We start from the raw sequence: 21,724 nt of genomic DNA, 5'->3' as shown, positions 1-21,724 counted from the left end.
TTTGATACTTTTCCATGTTAAACTACCAAACAACATAAATCAAGTCACATTCTTGCCAATGGAGGCAGCGCCGGAGAAATCCTTTTGCGCTGCTTTTCTATAAACAGACACCCGCCTTTATGGCTGGCTGTGGCTTAACTATAAAAAGGAGAGATCGTCCCATGAACAACTTTTTTATCGCTCAGACCTTTGGCAAATCCTCTAATTACACGGATATTCCAAACAATTTATTTAAGGAACACAATGTAAAAAAAGGGCTCCGCAACGAAGACGGCACCGGGGTCCGGGTGGGCTTGACCCGCGTATCTGATGTCGTCGGCTATGAAATCGAAGACGGAAAAAAGGTCAACGTTCCTGGCAAGCTCTTTTACCGGGGAATTGAGATCGGCGACCTGGTAGGCGGAAAGAATAATGAACGTTATGGTTTTGAAGAGACCTCGTTTTTACTTCTTTTTGGCTATCTCCCCTCGAAAAAGGAATTAAGAGAGTTTACATCCACCCTTAGCCAGCATTACCATCTCCCTGATGAGTTCCTGGAGAAGAATATGCTCCGCACCCCTTCCCGCAATTTGATGAACAGCCTTCAGCAAAGCATCCTGGCTCTTTACGATTATGATGAGGAGCCGGATAATGTGGATCCCTATGAGACACTTTTAAAAGGAATCAACATTCTGGCAAAGCTTCCTTCCCTTTCCGTCTATGCATACCAGAGCAAGGTTCATTACTATGACAGAGACAGCCTGATCATACATTATCCAAGGACGGAGTATTCCATGGCGGAAAACATTCTCTACATGCTGCGCCGGGATGGGATTTTTACCGAACAGGAAGCAGATCTTTTAGATGTGATGCTGATGATCCACGCAGACCATGGCGGCGGAAACAACTCTACCTTTACCAATGTAGTCATATCTTCTACCGGAACCGATATTTATTCGGCCATATCCGCTTCTATCGGCTCCTTAAAAGGACCAAAGCACGGCGGCGCCAATATATGCTGCAGTGAAATGATTAAGGCCATTGAAAAGGAAATCGGGTTAAAGGCAACGGAAGCCCAGATGAAGGGTGTGATCCAGAAGATCCTTGCAAAGGATTTCTATGATAATACCGGACTTGTATACGGACTTGGCCACGCCGTTTATACGGTTTCCGATCCAAGGGCGGATCTTTTAAAGGTATGCTGTGAAAAGCTTGCCAAACAGAAAAACAGGGAAGATGAATATGAATTCCTGACAAAATTTGAAAAGGTTGCCAAAGCCTGCCTGGCGGGCAACGGAAAAACCCTGTCAAACAATGTAGACTTCTACAGCGGTTTCGCTTATAATATGTTACAGATACCGGAAGATATGTATACGCCTCTGTTTGTCTGCTCACGTATGGCAGGCTGGCTGGCGCACAATATCGAAAACAAGCTGTACGATGGAAGAATCATGCGTCCGGCGACAAAATACGTAGGAGAAACTGTTACCTACAAAAAAAGAGAGGAAAGATAGCATATGGTAAAATTGTATGACGGCGGAGCATATCTTGTTCATGGTACACAACTGGTTCCAGAGCAGGAAGTGTTAAAAGTGGCCGCCCTTACAGGAAAAGCTGCTGATAAGGCTGAGGCAAAAAAGGGTACCATCGCCTACTCCATTCTAAAAGAGCACAATACTACTGATAATATGGATCATTTAAAACTCCGGTTTGACTCCATGGCCTCCCACGACATTACATTTGTAGGAATTATCCAGACTGCCCGTGCATCAGGGCTTGAGGAATTTCCTATTCCATACATTATGACAAACTGCCATAACTCCTTATGTGCAGTTGGCGGCACCATTAACGAAGATGACCACGTATTCGGACTTTCCGCTGCAAAAAAATACGGTGGAATCTTTGTTCCGCCTCATATTGCGGTCATCCATCAGTACATGCGTGAAATGATGGCCGGCTGCGGACGCATGATCCTTGGCTCTGACAGTCATACCCGCTATGGTGCTTTGGGAACCATGGCCATCGGAGAAGGAGGCGGGGAACTTGTAAAACAGCTTCTTCGTGATACCTATGATGTGTCTTATCCCGGCGTTGTGGCCATTTATCTTACCGGAAGCCCCGCTCCTTCCGTTGGCCCTCATGATGTGGCCCTGGCCATTATCGGAGCAGTCTTTAAAAGCGGCTATGTAAAAAACAAGATCATGGAATTCGTAGGGCCAGGGGTATCTTCCATGGATACGGATTACCGGAACGGCGTGGATGTTATGACAACGGAAACCACCTGCCTATCCTCTATCTGGAGAACTGATGAGGATACAAAGTCCTATTTAAATCTTCATGGACGGGGAGATGCTTACAAAGAGTTGAATCCCGGGGAAGTGGCCTACTACGACGGAGTGGTTTCTGTAGATTTAAGCACCATCAAACCCATGATCGCACTGCCTTTCCATCCAAGCAATACCTATGAGATCGGCGAATTAAATGAAAATCTCGGAGACATTCTCCGCACTGTGGAAAAGGAAGCAGAGCGTATCGTGGGAAGCTCCAAGGCAAGCCTTTCCCTGACCGACAAGATCGTGGATGGAAAGCTGATGGTCCAGCAGGGAGTGATCGCAGGCTGCGCCGGAGGCAACTACTCCAATGTCATGGCTGCAGCCCATATCCTGACCGGTAAAAACTGCGGAAATGACATCTTCAATCTATCAGTATATCCCTCTTCCCAGCCTGTTTATATGGATCTGGTGAAAAAGGGAGCAATCTCGGAACTGATGGCAGCCGGCGCAACCGTCCGGACGGCCTTCTGCGGCCCATGCTTCGGTGCAGGAGATACGCCTTCCAACAATTCCTTAAGCATCCGCCACACCACAAGGAACTTCCCCAACCGGGAAGGCTCCAAGCCAGGCAGCGGACAGATTTCCTGCGTCGCTCTCATGGATGCCCGTTCCATTGCGGCAACGGCGGCAAACGGCGGCTATCTCACTTCCGCAGAAGGATATGGAGAGGATTACCAGGTTCCTGCCTATGAATTCGACCCATCTTCCTATGAAAGACGGGTGTATCAGGGATTCGGAAAGGCTCAGCCTGAGATTCCCCTTATTTACGGGCCAAACATCAAGGACTGGCCGGCTATGAGCGCTCTGACGGAAAACATCATGTTACGGGTAAGTTCCAAGATCATGGATCCGGTCACTACCACTGATGAACTGATTCCTTCCGGCGAAACCTCTTCCTACCGCTCCAACCCTCTCGGTCTTGCGGAATTCACTTTGTCCCGCCGCGATCCGGAATACGTGGGACGTTCAAAAAAGGTATTTGAGCTGGAACAGGCAAGGAAAGCCGGAACTTCTCCCTTAGAAGCTGACCGGTCACTGGAATCTGCATTTAAGGCCCTGGCCGTTTACTTAAACCAGCAGGAGCTGAAGGCAGGAGAAACAGAGATCGGAAGCATGATTTACGCGGTAAAGCCGGGGGATGGCTCTGCCCGTGAACAGGCAGCCAGCTGCCAAAGAGTGCTGGGCGGCCTTGCCAATATAGCAAAAGAGTATGCCACCAAGCGTTACCGTTCCAATGTCATGAACTGGGGAATGCTCCCTTTCCTTCTGGATGAAGAACCTGATTTTGAAGTAGGGGATTTCATCTATGTGCCTGGAATCCGCACTGCCCTTGACGGCAATATGAAGCATATTCCGGCCTATGTGGTGAAAAATAAGGAAGAGAATCCGATTCATGAGATAGAACTGCACATTGCTGATATGACCCCGGAAGAACGGGAAATCGTGAAGGCCGGATGTCTGATTAATTATAATAGAAACAAAAACCAACAGCAGTAATTATAAAAACATAACCCCTGGATTGGGATCTGGTATAAAAAGCCAGATCCTAATCCAGGGGTATTTTTTATTTAAGGATTTTTTCTACCTGTGTATCATCAAGAGCTACATGATAAAACAGTTCATAGAAATCCTTTACTTCTTGCTTTATATCAACGCTATACTGTTCGGGATATACAAGATTGCCCAGCCACAGAATCCCGATCATCCGGTTGACAGAAGGCGGACTGCTCATAAAGCTATATGGAACGGAAGGTATCTGATAGACCTTCCCCTCTTTCACTGCATTTAATTCTCCCCAGACCTTATCCGTTGTTATGGTTTGGTACAGGGCCTCAGAATCTGCAATGATAATATCCGGCTGCCACAGAAGAAGCTGTTCAAAGGATACTTCACTTCCGCCGCCGCTAGATACCTTTTCAACTTTGGCTGCATTTTCCGCTCCTATTTGTTCGATGACCCGGGCATGAATGGAACCCTCTGCATTGGTGTGAAGTCCATCATCTCCGGTAGCGAAATAAACCGATTTCTTTTCTGCAAGCGGTTCCCCGGCTGTTTCAGACTTTTTCAGTATGTTATTGCAATAATCCGCCAGTTTTTTTGCCTGATCAGTCTCTCCGGTAAGCTCTCCCAGCATTTCATAAGCAGAACTCATGGTATCTAAATCTGCCTCTATAAAGATGACTGGCATGTTTAGCTGCTCCTGAAGGGCATCCATATCCTCTTTTACGCTTTTTTTCGCTTCTCCGATATCAATGATTACATCCGGACTTTCCGCAATGAGAGCCTCCATGTTGAGATTCGCATTCTTCCCATAAAACTGGCCGAATTTAGGAAGTGCCCAATATTTTTCGTCAATGTACTGCTTTGCACCTTCAGAAAAATCAGAAGCAAGTCCGGACAGCTTATCTGGACAAAGGGTATAAAGCACGATCTGTGCCAAAGGTCCGGAAGGAGCAATCTTGTTAATTTCCTTTGGCAGTGTAACTTCTCTTCCTGCTGAATCCGTGAACACTCTGGTGTCTGACTGCGCCCCTGCTTCGCCCGCTTTTTCTGTTTCTGCCTGAGTCTCTGCTTTTACAGATGCAGTTGACTCTGCCTGACTGGCAGGAACCTCCTTACCGCTTCCTTTTTGGCAGCCATTTGCCAGTACTGCAGCCGCAAGGAATGCAGCCAGTACCAGCCCTTTTCTCATTTTTTTCATATAATCCCCCTATTCCGCCGCTTTTGCGGCATATATTTATTATTTGGAAAGCCTTACCGGCAATCCGGTACGGATTACCGCCTTGTGCTCTCCTTTTTTCACTAATTCCTCTGTAAGTTTTTTATTCGTAATAAGAGTGCCTGCCAGCTCCCACACGCCAAAATCAAAGAGGCCGGGAGCGAGAGCCACACTGGGTCCCACTAATATAACTTTGGCATTCCGCGACAACTCTAAAAGTCTTGGAAGTGTTTTATTAACCAGGGTAAATCCAGTGATAAAAACATAATCTCTATCTGAAAGTATATATTCACAGGCACTGTCCGGGTAATCGCCGTCCATTGGATTGCGTTCCAAAATTACACAGGATTTTGCTTCTTTTAAATATTCCTCTGCAAAACAGAAATGTCCGATGGTCGCCACCTTTTTTCCTTTGATATCCTCACGATAGGCCATAAAAGCATCTTCCTTAGATAGCTGCCTGATTGTGCCTTCCTTTTCCAACTTACTGATCCGCTCCGGCTGATTATAATAAGCATTTACCGCTGCGGCACCTATGCTGGCCTCAGTAAAATTCCATGATTTTATCAGCCCTGCAGCTTCCTTCCATGACATGTCCAGTACGTCTTTTTCTGTTCTTTGGATGGTCTGAAGCGGATTTGTCGCTGCCGCACCAGTATATCCGCAGACAGTCACTGAAGTCCACTGGATTCCGACAAAATAATCTTCTATCTTTACGTCATCTGGTATTGGTTCTATCAGATTGTCATACATTTCCCACATATTCATCACCTTCCCCCAGGCATACACACTTTTTTTCCGCTTTTTAAATCTTCATAGATCTCAATAGGCACCTGGTATACGCCTTCCAAAAGCTCTTTCGTCAAGATCTTGTCCGGCTCACCGAAAGCGGCTATCTTTCCATCCATCATCACCAGTGCTTTATGGGCAAAATAAAAGACATGCTCCGGATTATGGGTGGATTGTACAATTAAATATCCCTTTTCTGACAAGGTCCGCAGTTCCTCCATAACCCGGATCTGGTTGCCGTAATCCAAGCTGGAACAGGGTTCATCCATAACCAGTATTTTTGCCTCCTGGGCGATAGCCCTTGCAATCAGCACAAGCTGCTGTTCGCCACCGCTGATCTGCCCAAATATACGGTCCTTTAGACCGTCAATCTTTAAAAGCTTCAGAGCATTCAATGCCCTGTCTTTTTCTTTCTGTCCCGGACTTGCAAAGCGGGGCAGCGAGGCAGTTGTTCCCATCAACACCATATCCAGAACCGAAAAAGAGAATGCAGTATCATGGTTCTGGGGTATATAGGCAATCCTTCCGGCCAATTCCCGTTCTGAGAAGTGCCGGCGTTCTGTTCCATCAATCAGAACCTCTCCATGGTACCCCTTTAACAGACCTAACATGCAGCGAAAAAGTGTACTCTTTCCTGCACCGTTTTTTCCAAGAACACAGACCAGTTCTCCTTTGTTGAATGAAAAATTGATCCCCTTTAATACCGGAAAACAATGATAGCCGAATTCCAGATCTTTTACTGTCAGCTCCATACTTCCCCTCCTTTATAACCGGTTTCCTTCCCGCAAAATAAGATATAAAAAGAACGGAGCACCAATAAATGCAGTCAAAATGCCGATGGGGATCTCACTGGTAGCCAAAAGCCTTGCAAAATTATCCACGATCAACAGAAAGCTGCCACCCATAAGCAGAGAGGCCGGTAATAGCCTGCGGTAATCGCTTCCTACCAGCATTCTGGCAAAATGCGGGATTACCAGTCCCACCCAGCCGATATGCCCGCTTACCGAAACTGCTGCTGAGGTAATTAAAGTTGCGCTGACTACAACGATAAAACGGAGCTTCTTAGCATTGATGCCCATGCTCCTCGCTTCATCTTCACCAAGGCTTAAAACATTGATCCGCCACCGAAGAAGGTAAATCGGAAGGATTCCTATCAGGATCCATGGTGCAGCAAACATAACGTCTTTCTGCCGGATGGATGCCAGGCTTCCCATAAGCCAATAGGTAATGACCGGAAGGGTATTGGTCGGATCTGCCACCAGTTTTAAAAAAGAAACCGCTGCGGAGGCGAGGGAACTTACCATCATGCCGGACAACACCAGTCCCAGCACGGGATTATACTTTACCCGGCTGCTGATGAGACAGACGATTCCTACAGCACCAAGACCAAAAAGAAAGGCGCTGATTGTCACACCGTTATATCCGAATGAGAAAAACAATCCCAGAGCAGCACCTAATCCCGCGCCAGAGGATGCACCCAGAACATCCGGTGATACCATGGGATTTTTAAAGATCCCCTGATAAGCGGCGCCTGCACAGGACAATCCTCCTCCGATCAATGCTGCCATAAAAACTCTTGGAAGACGGACCTGGAAAACAACCGTCTCTGCCTGGGCCGGCCAAGTGGTTTTTATAGGAAAAACCGCCGAAAGAAGGACCTTTAAGAGCGTGGCCGGGTATACCGGGTACCGTCCAAGCAAAAAGGAACCCAAAAAGCAGACAATAAATAAGAGCACTATGATTCCAAAACGTCTTTTATATATCCAGTCCCTTTCTACCATGTGTTTCCTTTCCTTCCTTTTCCGTACATTCTCTCAAAAATTCCATAATTTCTGCCCGAATGTGCTCTTTTTTTTCACGATCAAACGTAAGAATTCGTCCATCTGACCGTTTTACAAGCTTCTCTTCCAAATCCCGAAGAAGCTTGTCCGGGTCCGGCTCTGTGGGAACTCTGGTTCTCATGGCCTCCAGATTTTTCTGGCTTTTCAAAACTCCGATGCAAGGCACCTGGCTATCAATGCAGCAAAGAACCTCCTTCATAAAATCCGGTACAAAAAGTTCTATCCCTCCTATTTCATCCAGAAGGAGGAGCTTATTATGAGCGGAAGAACGCAGAATTTCTATCCCATCGGTTTTAAAAAACTGAAGGTTCTTTTGAAATCCATTTTCATTCCGTTGAATAAAAACATTCGTCATTCCTTTTTTATAGGCAGCTGCCGGAATCCATTCTTCAGCTGCCGGGACCATACGAAATCCCATGGTCAGCCCATCTTCATTCAGCAAACGTTGGGAATAAAATCCTCCAACCATCCGGTGCCAGGGTTTTAGGCATTCAAAAAGCAGGGTCGTCTTTCCTTCTCCGGAATCACCTTTTAGAAATAAAAACTTCCCCATTACTTTTTTCGCCCTTCCCGCAGGGCTCTGACAGCAATCAACTCTCCTGCCACGCTGATGGCGATTTCAGCGGGTGTTTCTGCGTAGATTTCCAAGCCGATGGGGCTGTGACAGCTATCGATTTGTTCTCTGGTAACACCGTCCGCCATAAGCTTTTCAGTCAAAGTTTCCAGTTTCCTGCGGCTGCCAATCACACCGACATAGCAGGCATCTTTCGTAAGAACCTGTCTTTGAACAATGTAATCCGACTGGTGTCCCCTGGTCATGACGCAGACATAATCACATTCCCTTAATTCAAGGTAATCAAAAATCCTTTCATAATCCCCAACAATGGTCTTCTCTGCCTGAGGAAACAGTTTTTCATTGGCAAATTCCGGCCGGTCATCAAAAACGGTACACCGGAATCCTACATGTGCCAGAACCGGCACCAATTCCTGTGCCACATGCCCGCCTCCGAACATATAGACGCAGCCGGCCCTGACCAGAGGCTCGCTGTAATACTTACGTTCACCAAAGTTTTTCTGAACCGCTTTATGTTGAAGGAGAATTTTTCTATCTTCTTCATCAATTTCCTTTATTCCTGTTAATCCCGCTGATTTGCTGTAGATGCCCAACCCCCAGGTGGTTTCGTCGGTAATATCCATAAGAAGCCAGCTATCTTCATCCTTGTCATAGGCGTCTTCTATCTTCCTGCATAAGTCCTTAAATTCCTGATTTCCATGATCCAGATACTGGAAGTAAACCACCACATCACCGCCGCAGATCATACCCAGATCAGCTACCTGTTCCTTTCCCAGTACAAAGCTGTGCATATAGGAGGCCTTTTCCTCAATCGCTTTTTGTGACCTCTGGATAGACCGGTATTCCACCGCTCCGCCTCCGATCGTCCCTTCCGTGGTCCCGTCCCGTCTTACCAGCATATGGGATCCTGCACCTCTGGGAGTGGATCCAGAACTCGCAACAATGGTCACTAAAACCCCATCTTCACCTTTTTCCAGTGTTTCTAAAACTGTTTTAAACAGCTTCCTCATTTCAATACCCCCTCAAAATATTTTATAAACAGTTCTTCTGTTTTTTCATTTAATTCTTTTTCCATGCTTAAGAACCGGTTTAGAAAATCCTTTGTTTTAGGTGTAAGTTGGGAAAATCCGCCCTCTGCTCCACCTGACCGGGTGATCAAAAGAGGATATCCAAGCTGCTTTTCTGCCTCTTTTATGATCTTCCAACCTTTGCTGTAGGACATGTACATCTGCCGGCAAGCCGTCTGCATGGAACCGTTATGCTCAATCAGCATCAAAAACTGGGCAATCCCCGGCCCAAAGAAAATCTCGTCGCATTCCAGAAACAGATTTGCATTCGGGTGCATGGAAGCCCGTCCCATATAATAGTTATCTCCATAGTCCACATCCGTTTCGATGGATTCTATGATTCCTTTATCATCAACTAGAATTTCCTCAATTAAGACATCTATTTCCGTCTGCTTTAAAGCTCCCCTCAGCCCTTGTCTTCCATCGTATGACAGGAGGGAGGGGATCAGCTCCTTGCTGATCATAATCGGATGGCCTCTGCGGCCGTCAAAGACCGGACAAGCAGCTAGCCGGCTGCTGTTCATAACTTTTTTAATGGTTTCCGGCAACAGCATGGGGTATTTTGCCGGGAGAATAAGTACCCGGTCGCACAAATCCTCAATGTAATTAAGGCCTGTAAAGACGCTGTCAAATATCTGGGTATTTTCATAATTCTCATTTCTGAGGCAGATCACTCTTAGCTTGGAAATGTGTTTTTCCAATTCCTTTGCATCTTTTCCGGTTATGACCACGATCGGATCTACACCGGACCTTTTCAACGTCATGATTATCCGTCTAATAACGGTTGTACCTCCAATGGGCATCAATGGTTTAAATGTACTGGTGGCACTTTTATGCCCAGCCGCTAAAATAACCGCACCTGTTTTCATACCGGATCCCGCCTTTCCGTTATATTTTCAGAAATATAACGGTTTTATTTATTATAATCCTTTTTCCAGAATTTGTAAACCAGAGAAAAAAGTAAAAAAATAAAAGCCCCCGGATTGAAATTTAATCAAAACCTCAATTAAATTTCAATCCGGGAGCCTTAAAGTCAATCACCGACCATATTACGGATTTTTACCGGAGTCCGGTAATTCCATGTGGAAATTTTAATGCCGCTACGCCTGCTGGCCGCGTGTACGATCTGTCCGTTACCGATATACATGGCCACATGGTTGACGGTTCCTCTGCTGTCTGCATAATAGATCAGATCCCCTGGCTTCATCTCGCCGGATTTCACTGCCTTGCCCATACCAGCCTGAGAGCCGGAATAATGAGGCAGTCCAATGCCAAAATGAGCGTAAACAGACATGGTAAACCCGGAACAGTCAGCCCCTTTGGTCAGGCTGGTTCCGCCCCAAACATAAGGATTTCCCAAAAACTGCAGGGCATAATTGACGATCTGGGTCCTTAACGACGCCTGTACATTGGCTTTTTCCTCCAGAGGAGAGAACTTGATTGCCTCAGGAAGAGCATACCGGACATCCACGTAATCTGTGGATACATAAGCGTTGCTGTTCTCCTCCAGCTCGATCTGTATCCAGCCGTCAATCTGCTTTAAAACAGGATACCGTTCATTGTTGGATATCTGTGTCCATATCTTTGAATCAGTGGAAGGTTCGGCTCTGGCGTTTAACATATCCGTGTTGACGATGGCCATAAGCTCCGCCACCTGCAGAGCCTCATCCTTTGCGGCCTGTCCTGTCAGGATAAAATCAGACTTCACATAGCCCGTAATCTTACCGGACTGAATCTTATACCAGCCGTCATCTGTTTTCTCTAAAATATTTCCCGCGGCTTTGCTTGGCATCTTTGCAATGACCTTGCCGTTTTCGTTAGGCTCTTCTCTCACATTCAAATAATTATCCACGTCGGAAATACCGATGTTCTTATAAAGATTGAATATCATTGCCTTTAAATCCAGTTTTCTGGCCTCATTCAGTCCATATTCCAACTTGACATAATCTGCGGATAAATATCCGGCCGGAACCTGCACCCAGCCATCTGTCTCTCCTAAGACCTCATACCGCTCATTGGAAAGCGCCTGCCCCACCACATCCGAACTGGTGGATGGTTCCTTCCTGATGTTCATGCTGTCGGTCTGAACGACGGCTCTCAGCTTTACCAGATCCGCTGCTTTCTTTTTTGCATCTTCCCCTGTTAAAACAAATTCGGAATTTATGAATCCTTCAATTCCGCCGGAAGATATTTTATACCAGCCGGAGTCCATCTTTTCCAGGATATCGCAGGCACTGTCTCCCTGGAGCTTTCCGATTACATCCTCCTCGGTACCCGGTGCTTTTCTTACGTTTAAATATCCCGATACCTGGATAATACCTAAATTCTTGTAGGAACTTACTACCTGTTCTTTTTCCTCTTTTTCCTTTGCTGCCTGGGCTTCAGACTCAGCTTCTGCTTTTAAACCTGCCGATTCCTCCAGCTTTATTGCAGAGGCTTCCGATCCGGTGGCAAGTCCTGCCGGTTTCGCTATGTGATTCTTTACTGCCATTCCTACCGCTGAAATGGCTGCCACACAAAGAACCGCTGCACCTCCCAGTACCAAAAGTTTCTTGTAATCATTCTTGCTGCGTTTTTTTCTGGCCTTATCCAAACGGATTATATAATCTTTTTTCTCGTTGTTGTTTTCCATCCTGTACTTTCTCTCCATCTTTCTGTATTCTATTGGAAAGCCGATTCAGACTACGAGCCTATCTGCCTAAGTATAGCATAAAATGTCATACTTTGCGATATAGCTCCAACAAAAAAATTATTAAGATTATATTACAAATATTAAAAAAGACACATATAGGTAAGGCAACTTTGAAAAATATAGCTTCCGGTTACAAAATAAATAACAAAGGGCATGAGACCCTTATAAAAGTTTCCCTGCCCCATATTTTCACCGGTTATTTCGCCAGTATCATTCTGTCGTTGGAAAATTCCTCACCGCTTGCCTCTTCAAATTTCTTAAGAAGGTCCTCAACTTCCAGCTTCTTTTTTTCTTCGCCCGATACATCATAAATGATGCGGCCTTCATGCATCATGACAAGACGGTTGCCAATCTGGATCGCATCCTTCATGTTATGGGTGATCATTAACGTGGTGAGATTTTGCTCTTTCACAATCTCCTGGGTGATTTCCAGAACCTTTTTAGCAGTTTTGGGGTCAAGTGCGGCGGTATGTTCATCAAGGAGAAGCAGTTTTGGTTTTTTAAGGGTCGCCATCAGCAGGGTTAGCGCCTGTCTCTGGCCTCCCGAAAGAAGTCCAACCTTATTGGTCATACGGTCCTGAAGTCCAAGTCCCAGCTTTTTAAGCGCTTCATGATAAAAGGCTTTTTCACTGGTTTTGATTCCCCAGGCAAGGCCTCTTCCCTGCCCCCGCCGATAAGCCAGTGCCATATTTTCCTGTATTTCCATTCCGGCGGCAGTCCCCAGCATAGGATCCTGGAATACCCTTCCGATATACTTCGCTCTTTTATACTCCGGATCCCTGGAAATATTGATCTCATCAATCTGGATCTTTCCGGAATCAATCGGATACACTCCTGCTATCATATTTAACATCGTGGACTTCCCCGCTCCGTTACCGCCGATCACAGTGACAAAATCACCTTCGTTCAGATGGAGGTCAATGCCATTCAATGCCTTTTTTTCATTGATGGTGTTCTTATTAAACGTTTTTCTGACATTCTTAATATCCAGCATGGTTATTCTCCTCCTTCTGTATAAGATTTCCTGATGCGCCATTTATTTGCCATAACCGGTACGCAAAGCGCCACCGCAACGATCCCAGCCGACAGCAGCTTCATATCATTGGCATCCATACCCATTCTCAAAACCACCGCACGGATCACAAAATATATGACAGATCCCACAACTGCGGAGATAAGCTTGCTTGAAAAGGAGCGCAGTTTTCCCATCAGCACATCACCAATGACAATAGCGGCAAGGCCGATGACAATGGCACCGGTGCCCATACCGATATCTGCGTATTTCTGACTTTGACAGACCAACCCTCCTGAAATTCCTACGAGCCCGTTGCTGATGGTGAGGGCCAGAAGCTTCGTCCAGTTTGTATTGACGCCCTGGGCGCGTATCATCGCCTGATTATTGCCCGTAGCGCGCATGGCGCTGCCGATTTCTGTCCCAAAAAACCAGTAAAGAAGGGAAATCATAAGGATCGCCAGTCCGATTCCAATGATCATGGTGGCGCCTTGCTTGCTAAATCCGGTTGCAGCTATGAATTTAGACATAATCGTATCTGTCTTTAAAAGCGGTACATTACTTTTCCCACCCATAATCCGGAGATTTATGGACCAAAGCCCGATCTGCGTCAGTATTCCTGCCAGAATTGCCGGTATTTCAAAGATCGTATGCAGCAATCCGGTCACTGCTCCAGCCGCCATCCCGGCAACTGCTGCAATCCCTAAAGCAACCCAGGGATCTACGTGAAAATTAAGTATCATAACGGCACATACACAGCCACCCATGGCAAAGCTTCCATCTACCGTCAAATCGGCGATATCCAACAGTTTGTAGGTAATGTAAACTCCTAAAACCATAATCCCCCATAAAACCCCCTGAACAACTGCATCCTGAAGGGATACCAACAAACCACTCATCAATCATTCCTCCGCGTATTTTCTCGTTTCATATTTCCTGCCCATGCATTTTGGGCAGAGCCCACCCCGCTTTACCGGGTGTAAAGGTATGCCCGAAGGGCGTTCATAGGCATAAATGCCTTACATAAAAAATGAAATCCCCATCCTTTATGTAAAGCATCTATGGATGACAGGCGGGCCAGTCAAATGGGCCCCGCCTGCCGTTCATTCCTGTTTATATCTGTTTACTTAAGGTTGGAAACATCAATTCCAAGAGTCTTTGCAGTTTCCTCGTTAACAGTCAGCTTGCACTTATCAGAAGGAAGGTATTCAATGGGCATCTTGGAGATATCCGCACCCTCTTTCAGGATCTTCACTGCCTGCTGTCCGGTTAAATAACCAAGTTCATAATAATCAATGCCGTATGTAGCAAGACCGCCTGCCTTTACCATGCCTTCTTCTCCGCAAATTACCGGAATGCCGTTTTCATTTGCTACCATGCTCACGGTTGCCATACCTGCGGCAATGGTATTATCGGTGGGAGCATAGAGAGCATCTACCTTGCCTACCATGGACGTAACAACCGTCTGGATCTCGTTGGAGTTTGATACGGTGTACTCCACTGCTGTCATGCCTTCCGCTTCAATTGCGTCTTTTGCCATCTTGGCCTGGATCTCAGAGTTGGATTCTGCAGAACAGAAAAGGATTCCCACAGTTTTTGCATCAGGGAGAATCTTTTTTAATAAGGACATCTGCTCTTTCACAGGAGTTAAATCAGAGGTTCCGCTTACGTTTCCACCTGGATTATCGTTGCTTTCAACCAAATCTGAGGATGCCGGATCAGTGACCGCTGTCACCAGAATCGGGATATCGCTTGTGGCTCCTGCCATAGCCTGAGCTGCCGGTGTTGCGATGGCAAGGATCAAATCATCTTTGTCATTAACCAGCTTGCTGGCAATGGTCTGGCACGTAGGCTGGTCGCCGGAGGCGTTCTGCTGGTCAACGGTATAGTTAAGACCTGCATCATCAAGTGCCTGGATAAAGCCCTTATTGGTTGCATCTAAGGCTGCATGCTGTACAAGCTGGAGAACCCCGATTTTAAACTGCTTTCCATCTGCTGTCTTTTCTGCCGTGGTTTCTGCCGCTTCGCTTGTCTTTTCCGCCGCAGCTGTGGTTTCCGGTGCCGAGGTCGCCGTATCCGGTGCTTTGCTGCCGCATGCTGATAAAGACATTATCATAGCGCCAGCAAGAAACAGTGATAAAACTTTTGCTGATTTCTTCATAATCTTCTCTCCTCTTCCTTCCAAAATTTCGTCCTTTTTGGAACTTAATTCGTATCATACTACAAAAAAGACATGCCGTCAATTTTATTGCTTTAATTTTATGTGTTTTTAAAGCGCTAAAGTGCATTTTTGTAAAAAATGACGATATCAGAAGTCCTATCACCTGCTCTGTTCATTAAAAAAACCGGAGAACTTGTATTCTCCGGTTTTTTTTAATTGGTAAGAAATCCTTTTCCTATAATCTCACTGGAATTGGATATCAGTATAAATGCAGTTGGTTCTACAGTACGTATATAATTTTTAAGCTTAAGTGCCTGAGAACGTTTCATGGTCGTCAGGATAACTGTCTTTTTATGATGGCTGAAAGCGCCCTGTGCCTCGTAAACGGTGGCGCTCCGGTTAAGTCCGTGTATGATATAATCGCAGATGGGCGCCGGGTCATCACAGATGATGCTGAAGCACTTGCATAAGTTGATATTCTCGATGACATCACCGATGACAAGGGATTTAGCCATTAAACCAAGAGAAGAGAACAGCCCTGTCTCCGGTCCGAATACAAAGTAGGCAAGAATGACCCCCGCTAAATCCACCAGCAAAAGCACGGTTCCTATGTTAAGACTGGTGTACCGTTTCAGTATCATGGCGATAATATCCGTTCCCCCGCTGGAAGCTCCGGTGTTAAAAAGGAGCGCAGAGCCTACGCTTGGCAATAGAATCGCAAAGATCAATTCCAAAAGTGGTTCCTTGGTAAGTGGCCTTGTAATAGGATACAGCCGTTCCAAAAAGTAAAGAAATACGGACATCATGAGGGTGGCGTAAACCGTCTTAATCCCAAAGTTCCGTCCCAGGAAGAGAAAGCCAGCCACCAGTAAAACTGAATTCACAATGGTTGTGAATTCACTGGCCGACCAATGGGTTAATGCACTGATAACCGTCGCAAACCCTGTGACACCTCCGAATGCAAAATTATTGGGGAATTTGAAGAAATAAATCCCCACTACCATAATCCAGATGCTGAACGTGATCAGTCCATACTCTGCAAGCGTTCTCAGTGTTTTGTTTTCTATCTGCTTCATGACTGTTTGTCTATCTCCCTCCGGCTCCTTTAAGCCGGTTCTGTACGATTTTGAGTGAATTTATAGTTTCCTTTCACTCCCACTCGACTATACCTCAAAGGGGCGGTAATTACAAACACAATTCCGTCTGATATTCTCACAGTCTTTCTATTGTGAACAAGGAGTAAATCCGACACTGGCAAGGAACCGCCCAAACCCATTACGTCCCTGCTCATCGCATTTGTATACGCCCGAATCCTCCAAAACCCGTTCAAATACCAGGCCAACTTCCTTCTTTAGAATTTCATCCACATTTTCTTTTGTCACTTCTTCATATTTTCCAAGGAAAGCCTCCGCCCAATCTGCGTGCTTCTCAATGGTTTCTACATCTCTTATGCTTTTCCCTTCCACAATGCACTGAGCCAGCAGGTTCAGCTCTTCCTTTAACCTGGAAGGCAGGACTGCCAATCCCATGACTTCAATTAAGCCGATATTCTCCTTCTTGATGTGATGAAGCTCCTGGTGTGGGTGGTAAACGCCAAGGGGGAATTCTTCTGTGGTGATATTGTTTCTTAAGACCAGGTCAAGCTCGTATACTCCATCCCGCATTCTGGCAATGGGGGTAATGGTGTTATGAGGCTCTCCGTCAGTTTCCGCAAAGATAAAGGCTTCTTCATCCGTATAAGCTCTCCATGCATCGAGAACCTTTGTCCCAAGGGCGATTAAGTCCTCCGGGTTTTTGCTTCTGGTACGCAGCACAGACATGGGCCATTTCACAATTCCGGCTTCCACTCCTTCATATCCTTCCATCAGGAAACAACTCTCCATGGGAGCCTTTGCCATGGCAAAATCATAATTTCCTCCCTGGAAATGATCATGGGAAAGGATGGAGCCTCCTACAATTGGCAGATCCGCATTGGAACCAAGAAAATAGTGTGGAAACAGTTTTACAAAATCAAACAGCTTTACAAAGGTCTCTCTCTCTATCTTCATAGGGATATGCTGTCCGTTGAAAACGATACAGTGCTCGTTATAATAAACATAGGGGGAATACTGAAAGCCCCATTGGCTATTGTTAATTTTAAGACGAATGATCCTGTGATTATTTCTGGCCGGATGGTTGGTTCTTCCCGCAAAGCCCTCATTTTCCATGCAAAGCTGGCATTTGGGATAACCACTTTGTTTTACAAGCTTTGCGGCGGCAATGGCCTTGGGATCCTTTTCAGGCTTTGATAAGTTCACCGTAATATCCAAATCTCCGTATTTGACAGGAGTCACCCACCGCATATCCTTTTTGATCCGATAACGCCTGATATAATCGGAATCCTGGCTCAGTTTATAATAATATCCGGTTGCAGCATGAGGTGACTGGTTCTGATACAGATCCCAGAACGTTTTTTCCACTTCACTTGGCCTTGGCATCAGGCAATTCATCAGCTTTGTATCAAACAAATCCCGGTATGTAACACTGTCTTCTTCTATGATTCCAGCCTGGCAGGCATAATCAAGCAATTCCTGTAACACAGCTTCCAGATCAATTTCCTCTTTCCTGCCGCCCCATTCTCCTGACGGTTCCTCATACTCGTCCATCATCATTACATCAAGGATCTGGTTAAGGGCATAAAACCGGTCCGTTTCCTCGATCAAGCCTGTGTTAAGTCCGTATTGTACCAGTTTCTTTATTGTCTCATAAATCATTGTGGTGTTCCTCCTGGTTTCTTTTTCTCCTTATATACCTATCCAATTATACCTTTCTAAAAGCGGTAAAACAATATAATATATTTTGTTTTTATTACATTTTTTTTATGAAATTACTGATCCGGCTAATGATCATGCCGCCCAGGATCCCTATGATAAGTCCGGCGGCTGTACCTGCTACCAGAAGCATGGGAAGATAAAAAAACACCCCGGCCTGCTTGACCACAAGGGCTGCCACGCAAACCTGTCCGATGTTATGACCCACACCGCCCAGAATACTGATTCCCGTTGTACCGATCCAGTTTTTTCTCCTGCAAAGAACCATTAGAAGAAGGCTTAAGCTCCAGCCTCCCAGACTGTAGAGCATGGCAAACAGGTTTCCAAAGGTAAATCCGGTAAGAACGATCCTCAAAAGAGAAATCATAACTGTTCCGCCTGTCCCGACCGTATAGAGCCCCACAACCGTGACCAGATTGGCAAGCCCCAGCTTTACCCCCGGTATTCCAAGAGAAATGGGAATCAGGGTTTCTATAAAGCTGAGAACAAAGGCCAGTGCAATCAGCATCCCGTACAACGCTGCCACATGTGCTGAATTTTTTCCTTTCATAAGAGCTCTCCTTTTTCCTGCATTCAGCCTCTATCTTATCATACTTTGGTATTTATGTAAAAGAAAATCCCGGAGAGCATCCTCATTATCAGGAAAATGCTCTCCGGGAGAAAAACTAATTCATTCTTTTGTCACCCCAGAAAAATAATGCCACAGTACCAGGCCCGGTATGGGAACCGATGACAGTGCCAATGCTGTTTAACTGCACCTTTTCGGAAAGCCTGGGGAATCGTTCCTCCACCAGGGCCGCCACTTCCCTGGCATCATGTTCACAGGCGGAATAAGAGATAAAGCATTTCCCGGCGTAATCTCTACCTCCGTCCGCATGAGCTTCCATTGTGTTTACAATCTCCTGGATTGCCTTCTTTTTGGTACGGATCTTCTGCCTGGGAATCAAATGCCCCTTGTCGTCAATGCTCATAAGAGGGCAGATGTTAAGCACAGTGCCAAGCATCGCGGATGTGGCTGAAATCCTGCCTCCCCGTTTAAAGCTGGTCAAATCCGTGGAGAAAAACCAGTGATGCACGAATAGCTTGTTATTCTCCACCCACTCTCTCGCTTCTTCCAGGGAAACACCCTTATCCCTTAAGTCTGCCGCTGCATCGGTTAGAAGTCCATAGCCTGCAGAAGCTCCAAGTGAATCCACAATGACGATCTTTCTTTCCGGATATCTGGAGCTCATTTCCTCCATGGCTACGCATGCAGAATTGTGGGTTCCCGAAATGCCGGAGGAAAGGGTGAGATGCAAAATATCCTTGCCTTCCTTTAAAAATGGTTCAAAAAAATCACAATATTCTTCCACATTTACCTGGGAAGTTACAGGGGCCGCACCTTTGGCGATCCGGTCATAAAACTCAGGAAAAGGAATGCTCTGCCCAAGGTCATCCGGATAGGTAACGCCATCCATTGTATAGTGAAAACACACATAGGGAATCTGGCGCTGCTCAAAAAATTCTTTCTTCATATCTACCGTAGAACAGCAGGTTAAAACAAAACTTCCCATATCTGCACACCTCCTATCATTTACTGAATCAATATTAACATATTTTTTCCTGAATTGGAATCTTTACGACAAATTCCGTTCCCACATCAAGTTCTGAGCGAACGGTAATGGTACCATGATAGAAATTTACAATGTGCTTCACAATGGAAAGCCCCAGGCCGGTCCCACCCTGCTTTTTGCTCCGCCCCTTGTCCACCCGGTAAAACCGCTCAAAAATACGGTTTAAAGATTCTTTTGGGATACCCATTCCATTATCCTTTACACGGATAATCACATTGCGGTCCTCTTCTGTCACCGTGATCCATACCTGACCGCCGGCCTTATTGTATTTTACCGCGTTGCTTATAAGATTCCCGAAAAGCTCCTTCATCTGCTGTCCATTGGCATAAATACAAAGGGGCTTACAGTCTACATGGACGATAACTTCATGGGATGCAGCCAGCGGTTTTAAGGATTCGACGATATCGTCTAAAAGAATGGACAGACGCACATCATTTTTTAAAACCTCTGCCTCTTTTGCCTCAAGCCGGGAGATCATAAGGATGTCATTGATGAGGTGATTCATATTGACTGCTTCTTTTTTGATGCGCCTTATAAAATCAATCTTTTGTTCTTCATCCTGAAAGATCCCGCTCTCCAGAAGCTCCGCATACCCTTGAACCGATGTTATGGGAGTTTTCAGCTCATGGGAAGCATTGCTGAAAAATTCCTGGCGGATCTGTTTTTCCAGCTCAATCTGGTTTAAATATTCCTTTATATTTTTAGACATTGACCTAGTCGTTTCCGCAATAATATTAATTTCCGGATACTGGTAGGTTTCAAAGGAGAGGTCTGTATAATCCCCGTTTACTTTTAACATCTCCTGGGAAATTTCCTTTAACGGTCTTGTGATGGATTTTGAAAAGCTGTCCGCCGAAAATGCGGAATACATAATAGCCATCAGAAAACTGAGCCAGATCGAAGGCAACAACAGCATTAAATATTCTTTCATGCCGGAATAGGGAATTGCCATACGAAGAATATAATCCGCCCGTGAAGAGCGGATTGCTACATAAAGCATATTTTCCTTAAGGGTCTCGGAATAGCGTCTGGCTGTGCCGACCCCCTCTGCAAGAGCTTCCTTCACTTCTTCCCTGTCCAGATGATTATCCAGGGAAGCGGCCGGTACATTCCCAGTATCGACCACAATACTTCCATCCATGCGTATAATTGTAAAACGGCTTTCATTTTCGCTGAGTGTCTGCTTTAAGTCTCCTATTTCTCCAACAAGATTACCGGAATAATCCAGGACCTCATCTAAGGCTCTCAGCGTATAGGTCATATCTTTTCTGGAATTTTTAAGCATTGCGCTGCTGGAGGCAATATAAAAAACAGAACTGCTGAGTATCAGCACTACCAAAATGATCTGAATAAATTTTTTAAAGATCACGCTTCTCATAGATTCCCTCATTCTGCGGCATATAGCCAGGCTATCAATGATTTCCTTACTCCTCCGTCTTAATAAAACGATAGCCTACGCCGCGGATCGTCTTGATGCAGGAACCGCCGTTTTCTCCCAGCTTTTGCCGGAGTGTACGGATATGCATGTCCAGGGTTCTGGTCTCCCCATCGTAATCATATCCCCAGATATGGTTTAAAAGCTCATCTCTGGTTACGACCTTATTATGGTTCTCCATTAAATACTGTAAAAGCTCAAACTCCTTTAACGTCAGTTCAACCTTGACGCCGTCACAATAGACCTCTCTTGTTTTTTTATTTAAACTTAGGCAATACTGATTCAGTTCGTTTGAGTTCGCCTCTCCCCTGGTGCTGCGCCGCAAAAGGCTTCGGATCCTGGCGGCAAGCTCCATGACTCCGAAGGGCTTTGTCATATAATCGTCGGCTCCCCCGTCAAGTCCTGCCACCTTATCAAACTCCCTGTCTTTCGCCGTCAAAATAAGAACGGGAATATCTTTTAAAGACTCATTTTTCCGAATTCTTCGAATAGCTGTCAGTCCATCCATACCGGGAAGCATCAGATCAAACACAGCCAGCGACGGCTTGTCTGACTCGATATGCCTTAAGGCATCCTCTGCCATTTCAAAAGCAGATACTTCATAGCCAAAACCTTCCAAGGCTATTTTAATTAAGTCCCTGATGTTGTCATCGTCTTCAATTACATAGATACGTTCCATACATTCTCCTTTCCTTCACG

The 21,724-nt window shown here is 45.7% G+C and carries 19 protein-coding genes; 2 read left to right on the top strand and 17 right to left on the bottom strand.

The window, feature by feature from the left end; all coding sequences use genetic code 11:
- The first annotated feature begins 161 nt into the window (after nucleotides 1–161).
- Together AC27IJ_RS16170 and AC27IJ_RS16165 are read left to right on the top strand one after the other, a co-directional pair.
- Nucleotides 162–1,493 carry a citrate synthase gene (locus AC27IJ_RS16170; RefSeq protein WP_313153982.1) on the top strand — a complete coding sequence of 444 codons (1,332 nt, stop codon included), beginning with the start codon at nucleotides 162–164 and terminating at the stop codon, nucleotides 1,491–1,493.
- Nucleotides 1,494–1,496: 3 nt separating this feature from the next.
- On the top strand, nucleotides 1,497–3,809 hold the full coding sequence (locus AC27IJ_RS16165; RefSeq protein ID WP_487149747.1) for a hydratase: 2,313 nt from the start codon (nucleotides 1,497–1,499) through the stop codon (nucleotides 3,807–3,809).
- A gap of 67 nt (nucleotides 3,810–3,876) precedes the next feature.
- On the opposite strand, the gene AC27IJ_RS16160 is transcribed toward AC27IJ_RS16165, so the two are convergent.
- The 17 genes from AC27IJ_RS16160 to AC27IJ_RS16080 form a co-directional block, all read right to left on the bottom strand.
- Nucleotides 3,877–5,013: an ABC transporter substrate-binding protein gene (locus AC27IJ_RS16160; protein WP_487149745.1), complete on the bottom strand. Its 1,137-nt coding sequence runs from the start codon at nucleotides 5,011–5,013 to the stop codon at nucleotides 3,877–3,879.
- Nucleotides 5,014–5,052: 39 nt separating this feature from the next.
- Nucleotides 5,053–5,799, bottom strand: a complete 747-nt coding sequence (locus AC27IJ_RS16155; RefSeq protein ID WP_312443634.1) for a Rossmann-like domain-containing protein — start codon at nucleotides 5,797–5,799, stop codon at nucleotides 5,053–5,055.
- Nucleotides 5,799–6,572, bottom strand: a complete 774-nt coding sequence (locus AC27IJ_RS16150) for an ABC transporter ATP-binding protein (RefSeq protein ID WP_312443636.1) — start codon at nucleotides 6,570–6,572, stop codon at nucleotides 5,799–5,801. The genes AC27IJ_RS16155 and AC27IJ_RS16150 overlap by 1 nt, the downstream gene beginning before the upstream one ends.
- Nucleotides 6,573–6,584: 12 nt before the next feature.
- Entirely contained in the window at nucleotides 6,585–7,601 is a 1,017-nt protein-coding gene (locus tag AC27IJ_RS16145) for a FecCD family ABC transporter permease (protein ID WP_312443638.1), read from the bottom strand.
- The gene (locus AC27IJ_RS16140; RefSeq protein ID WP_312443639.1) at nucleotides 7,576–8,214 is read right to left on the bottom strand and encodes a nucleoside-triphosphatase; all 639 of its coding nucleotides are present in this window, start codon (nucleotides 8,212–8,214) and stop codon (nucleotides 7,576–7,578) included. The genes AC27IJ_RS16145 and AC27IJ_RS16140 overlap by 26 nt, the downstream gene beginning before the upstream one ends.
- On the bottom strand, nucleotides 8,214–9,245 hold the full coding sequence (locus AC27IJ_RS16135) for an XdhC family protein (protein ID WP_312443641.1): 1,032 nt from the start codon (nucleotides 9,243–9,245) through the stop codon (nucleotides 8,214–8,216). The genes AC27IJ_RS16140 and AC27IJ_RS16135 overlap by 1 nt, the downstream gene beginning before the upstream one ends.
- Nucleotides 9,242–10,171, bottom strand: a complete 930-nt coding sequence (locus tag AC27IJ_RS16130) for an NTP transferase domain-containing protein (RefSeq protein ID WP_487149741.1) — start codon at nucleotides 10,169–10,171, stop codon at nucleotides 9,242–9,244. The genes AC27IJ_RS16135 and AC27IJ_RS16130 overlap by 4 nt, the downstream gene beginning before the upstream one ends.
- A gap of 164 nt (nucleotides 10,172–10,335) precedes the next feature.
- Nucleotides 10,336–11,934, bottom strand: coding sequence for a C40 family peptidase (locus tag AC27IJ_RS16125; protein ID WP_312501519.1), 1,599 nt, complete (start codon nucleotides 11,932–11,934; stop codon nucleotides 10,336–10,338).
- Between the two features lie 256 nt (nucleotides 11,935–12,190).
- Complete coding sequence (locus tag AC27IJ_RS16120; protein ID WP_186422960.1) at nucleotides 12,191–12,988, bottom strand: ABC transporter ATP-binding protein; 798 nt, start codon at nucleotides 12,986–12,988, stop codon at nucleotides 12,191–12,193.
- Between the two features lie 2 nt (nucleotides 12,989–12,990).
- On the bottom strand, nucleotides 12,991–13,905 hold the full coding sequence (locus AC27IJ_RS16115) for an ABC transporter permease (protein ID WP_312445638.1): 915 nt from the start codon (nucleotides 13,903–13,905) through the stop codon (nucleotides 12,991–12,993).
- A 224-nt stretch (nucleotides 13,906–14,129) separates the two neighbouring features.
- Nucleotides 14,130–15,167, bottom strand: coding sequence for an ABC transporter substrate binding protein (locus AC27IJ_RS16110; RefSeq protein ID WP_312445640.1), 1,038 nt, complete (start codon nucleotides 15,165–15,167; stop codon nucleotides 14,130–14,132).
- 212 nt (nucleotides 15,168–15,379) lie between these two features.
- Nucleotides 15,380–16,243 (bottom strand): YitT family protein, encoded by an 864-nt coding sequence (locus tag AC27IJ_RS16105; RefSeq protein ID WP_312445642.1) that lies wholly within the window; start codon nucleotides 16,241–16,243, stop codon nucleotides 15,380–15,382.
- A 147-nt stretch (nucleotides 16,244–16,390) separates the two neighbouring features.
- The gene (gene galT, locus AC27IJ_RS16100; RefSeq protein ID WP_487149737.1) at nucleotides 16,391–17,920 is read right to left on the bottom strand and encodes a UDP-glucose--hexose-1-phosphate uridylyltransferase; all 1,530 of its coding nucleotides are present in this window, start codon (nucleotides 17,918–17,920) and stop codon (nucleotides 16,391–16,393) included.
- Nucleotides 17,921–18,014: 94 nt separating this feature from the next.
- On the bottom strand, nucleotides 18,015–18,527 hold the full coding sequence (locus AC27IJ_RS16095) for a Gx transporter family protein (RefSeq protein WP_312501512.1): 513 nt from the start codon (nucleotides 18,525–18,527) through the stop codon (nucleotides 18,015–18,017).
- 115 nt (nucleotides 18,528–18,642) lie between these two features.
- Nucleotides 18,643–19,530 (bottom strand): DegV family protein, encoded by an 888-nt coding sequence (locus tag AC27IJ_RS16090; RefSeq protein WP_312445647.1) that lies wholly within the window; start codon nucleotides 19,528–19,530, stop codon nucleotides 18,643–18,645.
- Nucleotides 19,531–19,564: 34 nt separating this feature from the next.
- Entirely contained in the window at nucleotides 19,565–20,968 is a 1,404-nt protein-coding gene (locus tag AC27IJ_RS16085; protein WP_312445648.1) for a sensor histidine kinase, read from the bottom strand.
- Between the two features lie 46 nt (nucleotides 20,969–21,014).
- Nucleotides 21,015–21,704 (bottom strand): response regulator transcription factor, encoded by a 690-nt coding sequence (locus tag AC27IJ_RS16080; RefSeq protein ID WP_312445649.1) that lies wholly within the window; start codon nucleotides 21,702–21,704, stop codon nucleotides 21,015–21,017.
- Nucleotides 21,705–21,724: the final 20 nt, after the last annotated feature.

The sequence above is a fragment of the Lacrimispora sp. YZC11 genome, assembly GCF_057543815.1.
Note: the sequence above shows the minus strand (reverse complement) of the source record. Positions and strands in the feature narration are given on the sequence as shown.

Excerpts from the sequence above, each read along its gene's own strand:
- AC27IJ_RS16125 (WP_312501519.1), bottom strand. The coding sequence starts at position 11,934 with ATGGAAAACAACAACGAGAAAAAAGATTATATAATCCGTTTGGATAAG.
- AC27IJ_RS16110 (WP_312445640.1), bottom strand. The coding sequence starts at position 15,167 with ATGAAGAAATCAGCAAAAGTTTTATCACTGTTTCTTGCTGGCGCTATG.
- AC27IJ_RS16165 (WP_487149747.1), top strand. The coding sequence starts at position 1,497 with ATGGTAAAATTGTATGACGGCGGAGCATATCTTGTTCATGGTACACAA.
- AC27IJ_RS16120 (WP_186422960.1), bottom strand. The coding sequence starts at position 12,988 with ATGCTGGATATTAAGAATGTCAGAAAAACGTTTAATAAGAACACCATC.
- AC27IJ_RS16135 (WP_312443641.1), bottom strand. The coding sequence starts at position 9,245 with ATGAGGAAGCTGTTTAAAACAGTTTTAGAAACACTGGAAAAAGGTGAA.
- AC27IJ_RS16160 (WP_487149745.1), bottom strand. The coding sequence starts at position 5,013 with ATGAAAAAAATGAGAAAAGGGCTGGTACTGGCTGCATTCCTTGCGGCT.
- AC27IJ_RS16145 (WP_312443638.1), bottom strand. The coding sequence starts at position 7,601 with ATGGTAGAAAGGGACTGGATATATAAAAGACGTTTTGGAATCATAGTG.
- AC27IJ_RS16085 (WP_312445648.1), bottom strand. The coding sequence starts at position 20,968 with ATGAGAAGCGTGATCTTTAAAAAATTTATTCAGATCATTTTGGTAGTG.
- galT (WP_487149737.1), bottom strand. The coding sequence starts at position 17,920 with ATGATTTATGAGACAATAAAGAAACTGGTACAATACGGACTTAACACA.
- AC27IJ_RS16150 (WP_312443636.1), bottom strand. The coding sequence starts at position 6,572 with ATGGAGCTGACAGTAAAAGATCTGGAATTCGGCTATCATTGTTTTCCG.
- AC27IJ_RS16130 (WP_487149741.1), bottom strand. The coding sequence starts at position 10,171 with ATGAAAACAGGTGCGGTTATTTTAGCGGCTGGGCATAAAAGTGCCACC.
- AC27IJ_RS16155 (WP_312443634.1), bottom strand. The coding sequence starts at position 5,799 with ATGAATATGTGGGAAATGTATGACAATCTGATAGAACCAATACCAGAT.
- AC27IJ_RS16170 (WP_313153982.1), top strand. The coding sequence starts at position 162 with ATGAACAACTTTTTTATCGCTCAGACCTTTGGCAAATCCTCTAATTAC.
- AC27IJ_RS16080 (WP_312445649.1), bottom strand. The coding sequence starts at position 21,704 with ATGGAACGTATCTATGTAATTGAAGACGATGACAACATCAGGGACTTA.
- AC27IJ_RS16140 (WP_312443639.1), bottom strand. The coding sequence starts at position 8,214 with ATGGGGAAGTTTTTATTTCTAAAAGGTGATTCCGGAGAAGGAAAGACG.
- AC27IJ_RS16105 (WP_312445642.1), bottom strand. The coding sequence starts at position 16,243 with ATGAAGCAGATAGAAAACAAAACACTGAGAACGCTTGCAGAGTATGGA.
- AC27IJ_RS16095 (WP_312501512.1), bottom strand. The coding sequence starts at position 18,527 with ATGAAAGGAAAAAATTCAGCACATGTGGCAGCGTTGTACGGGATGCTG.
- AC27IJ_RS16115 (WP_312445638.1), bottom strand. The coding sequence starts at position 13,905 with ATGAGTGGTTTGTTGGTATCCCTTCAGGATGCAGTTGTTCAGGGGGTT.
- AC27IJ_RS16090 (WP_312445647.1), bottom strand. The coding sequence starts at position 19,530 with ATGGGAAGTTTTGTTTTAACCTGCTGTTCTACGGTAGATATGAAGAAA.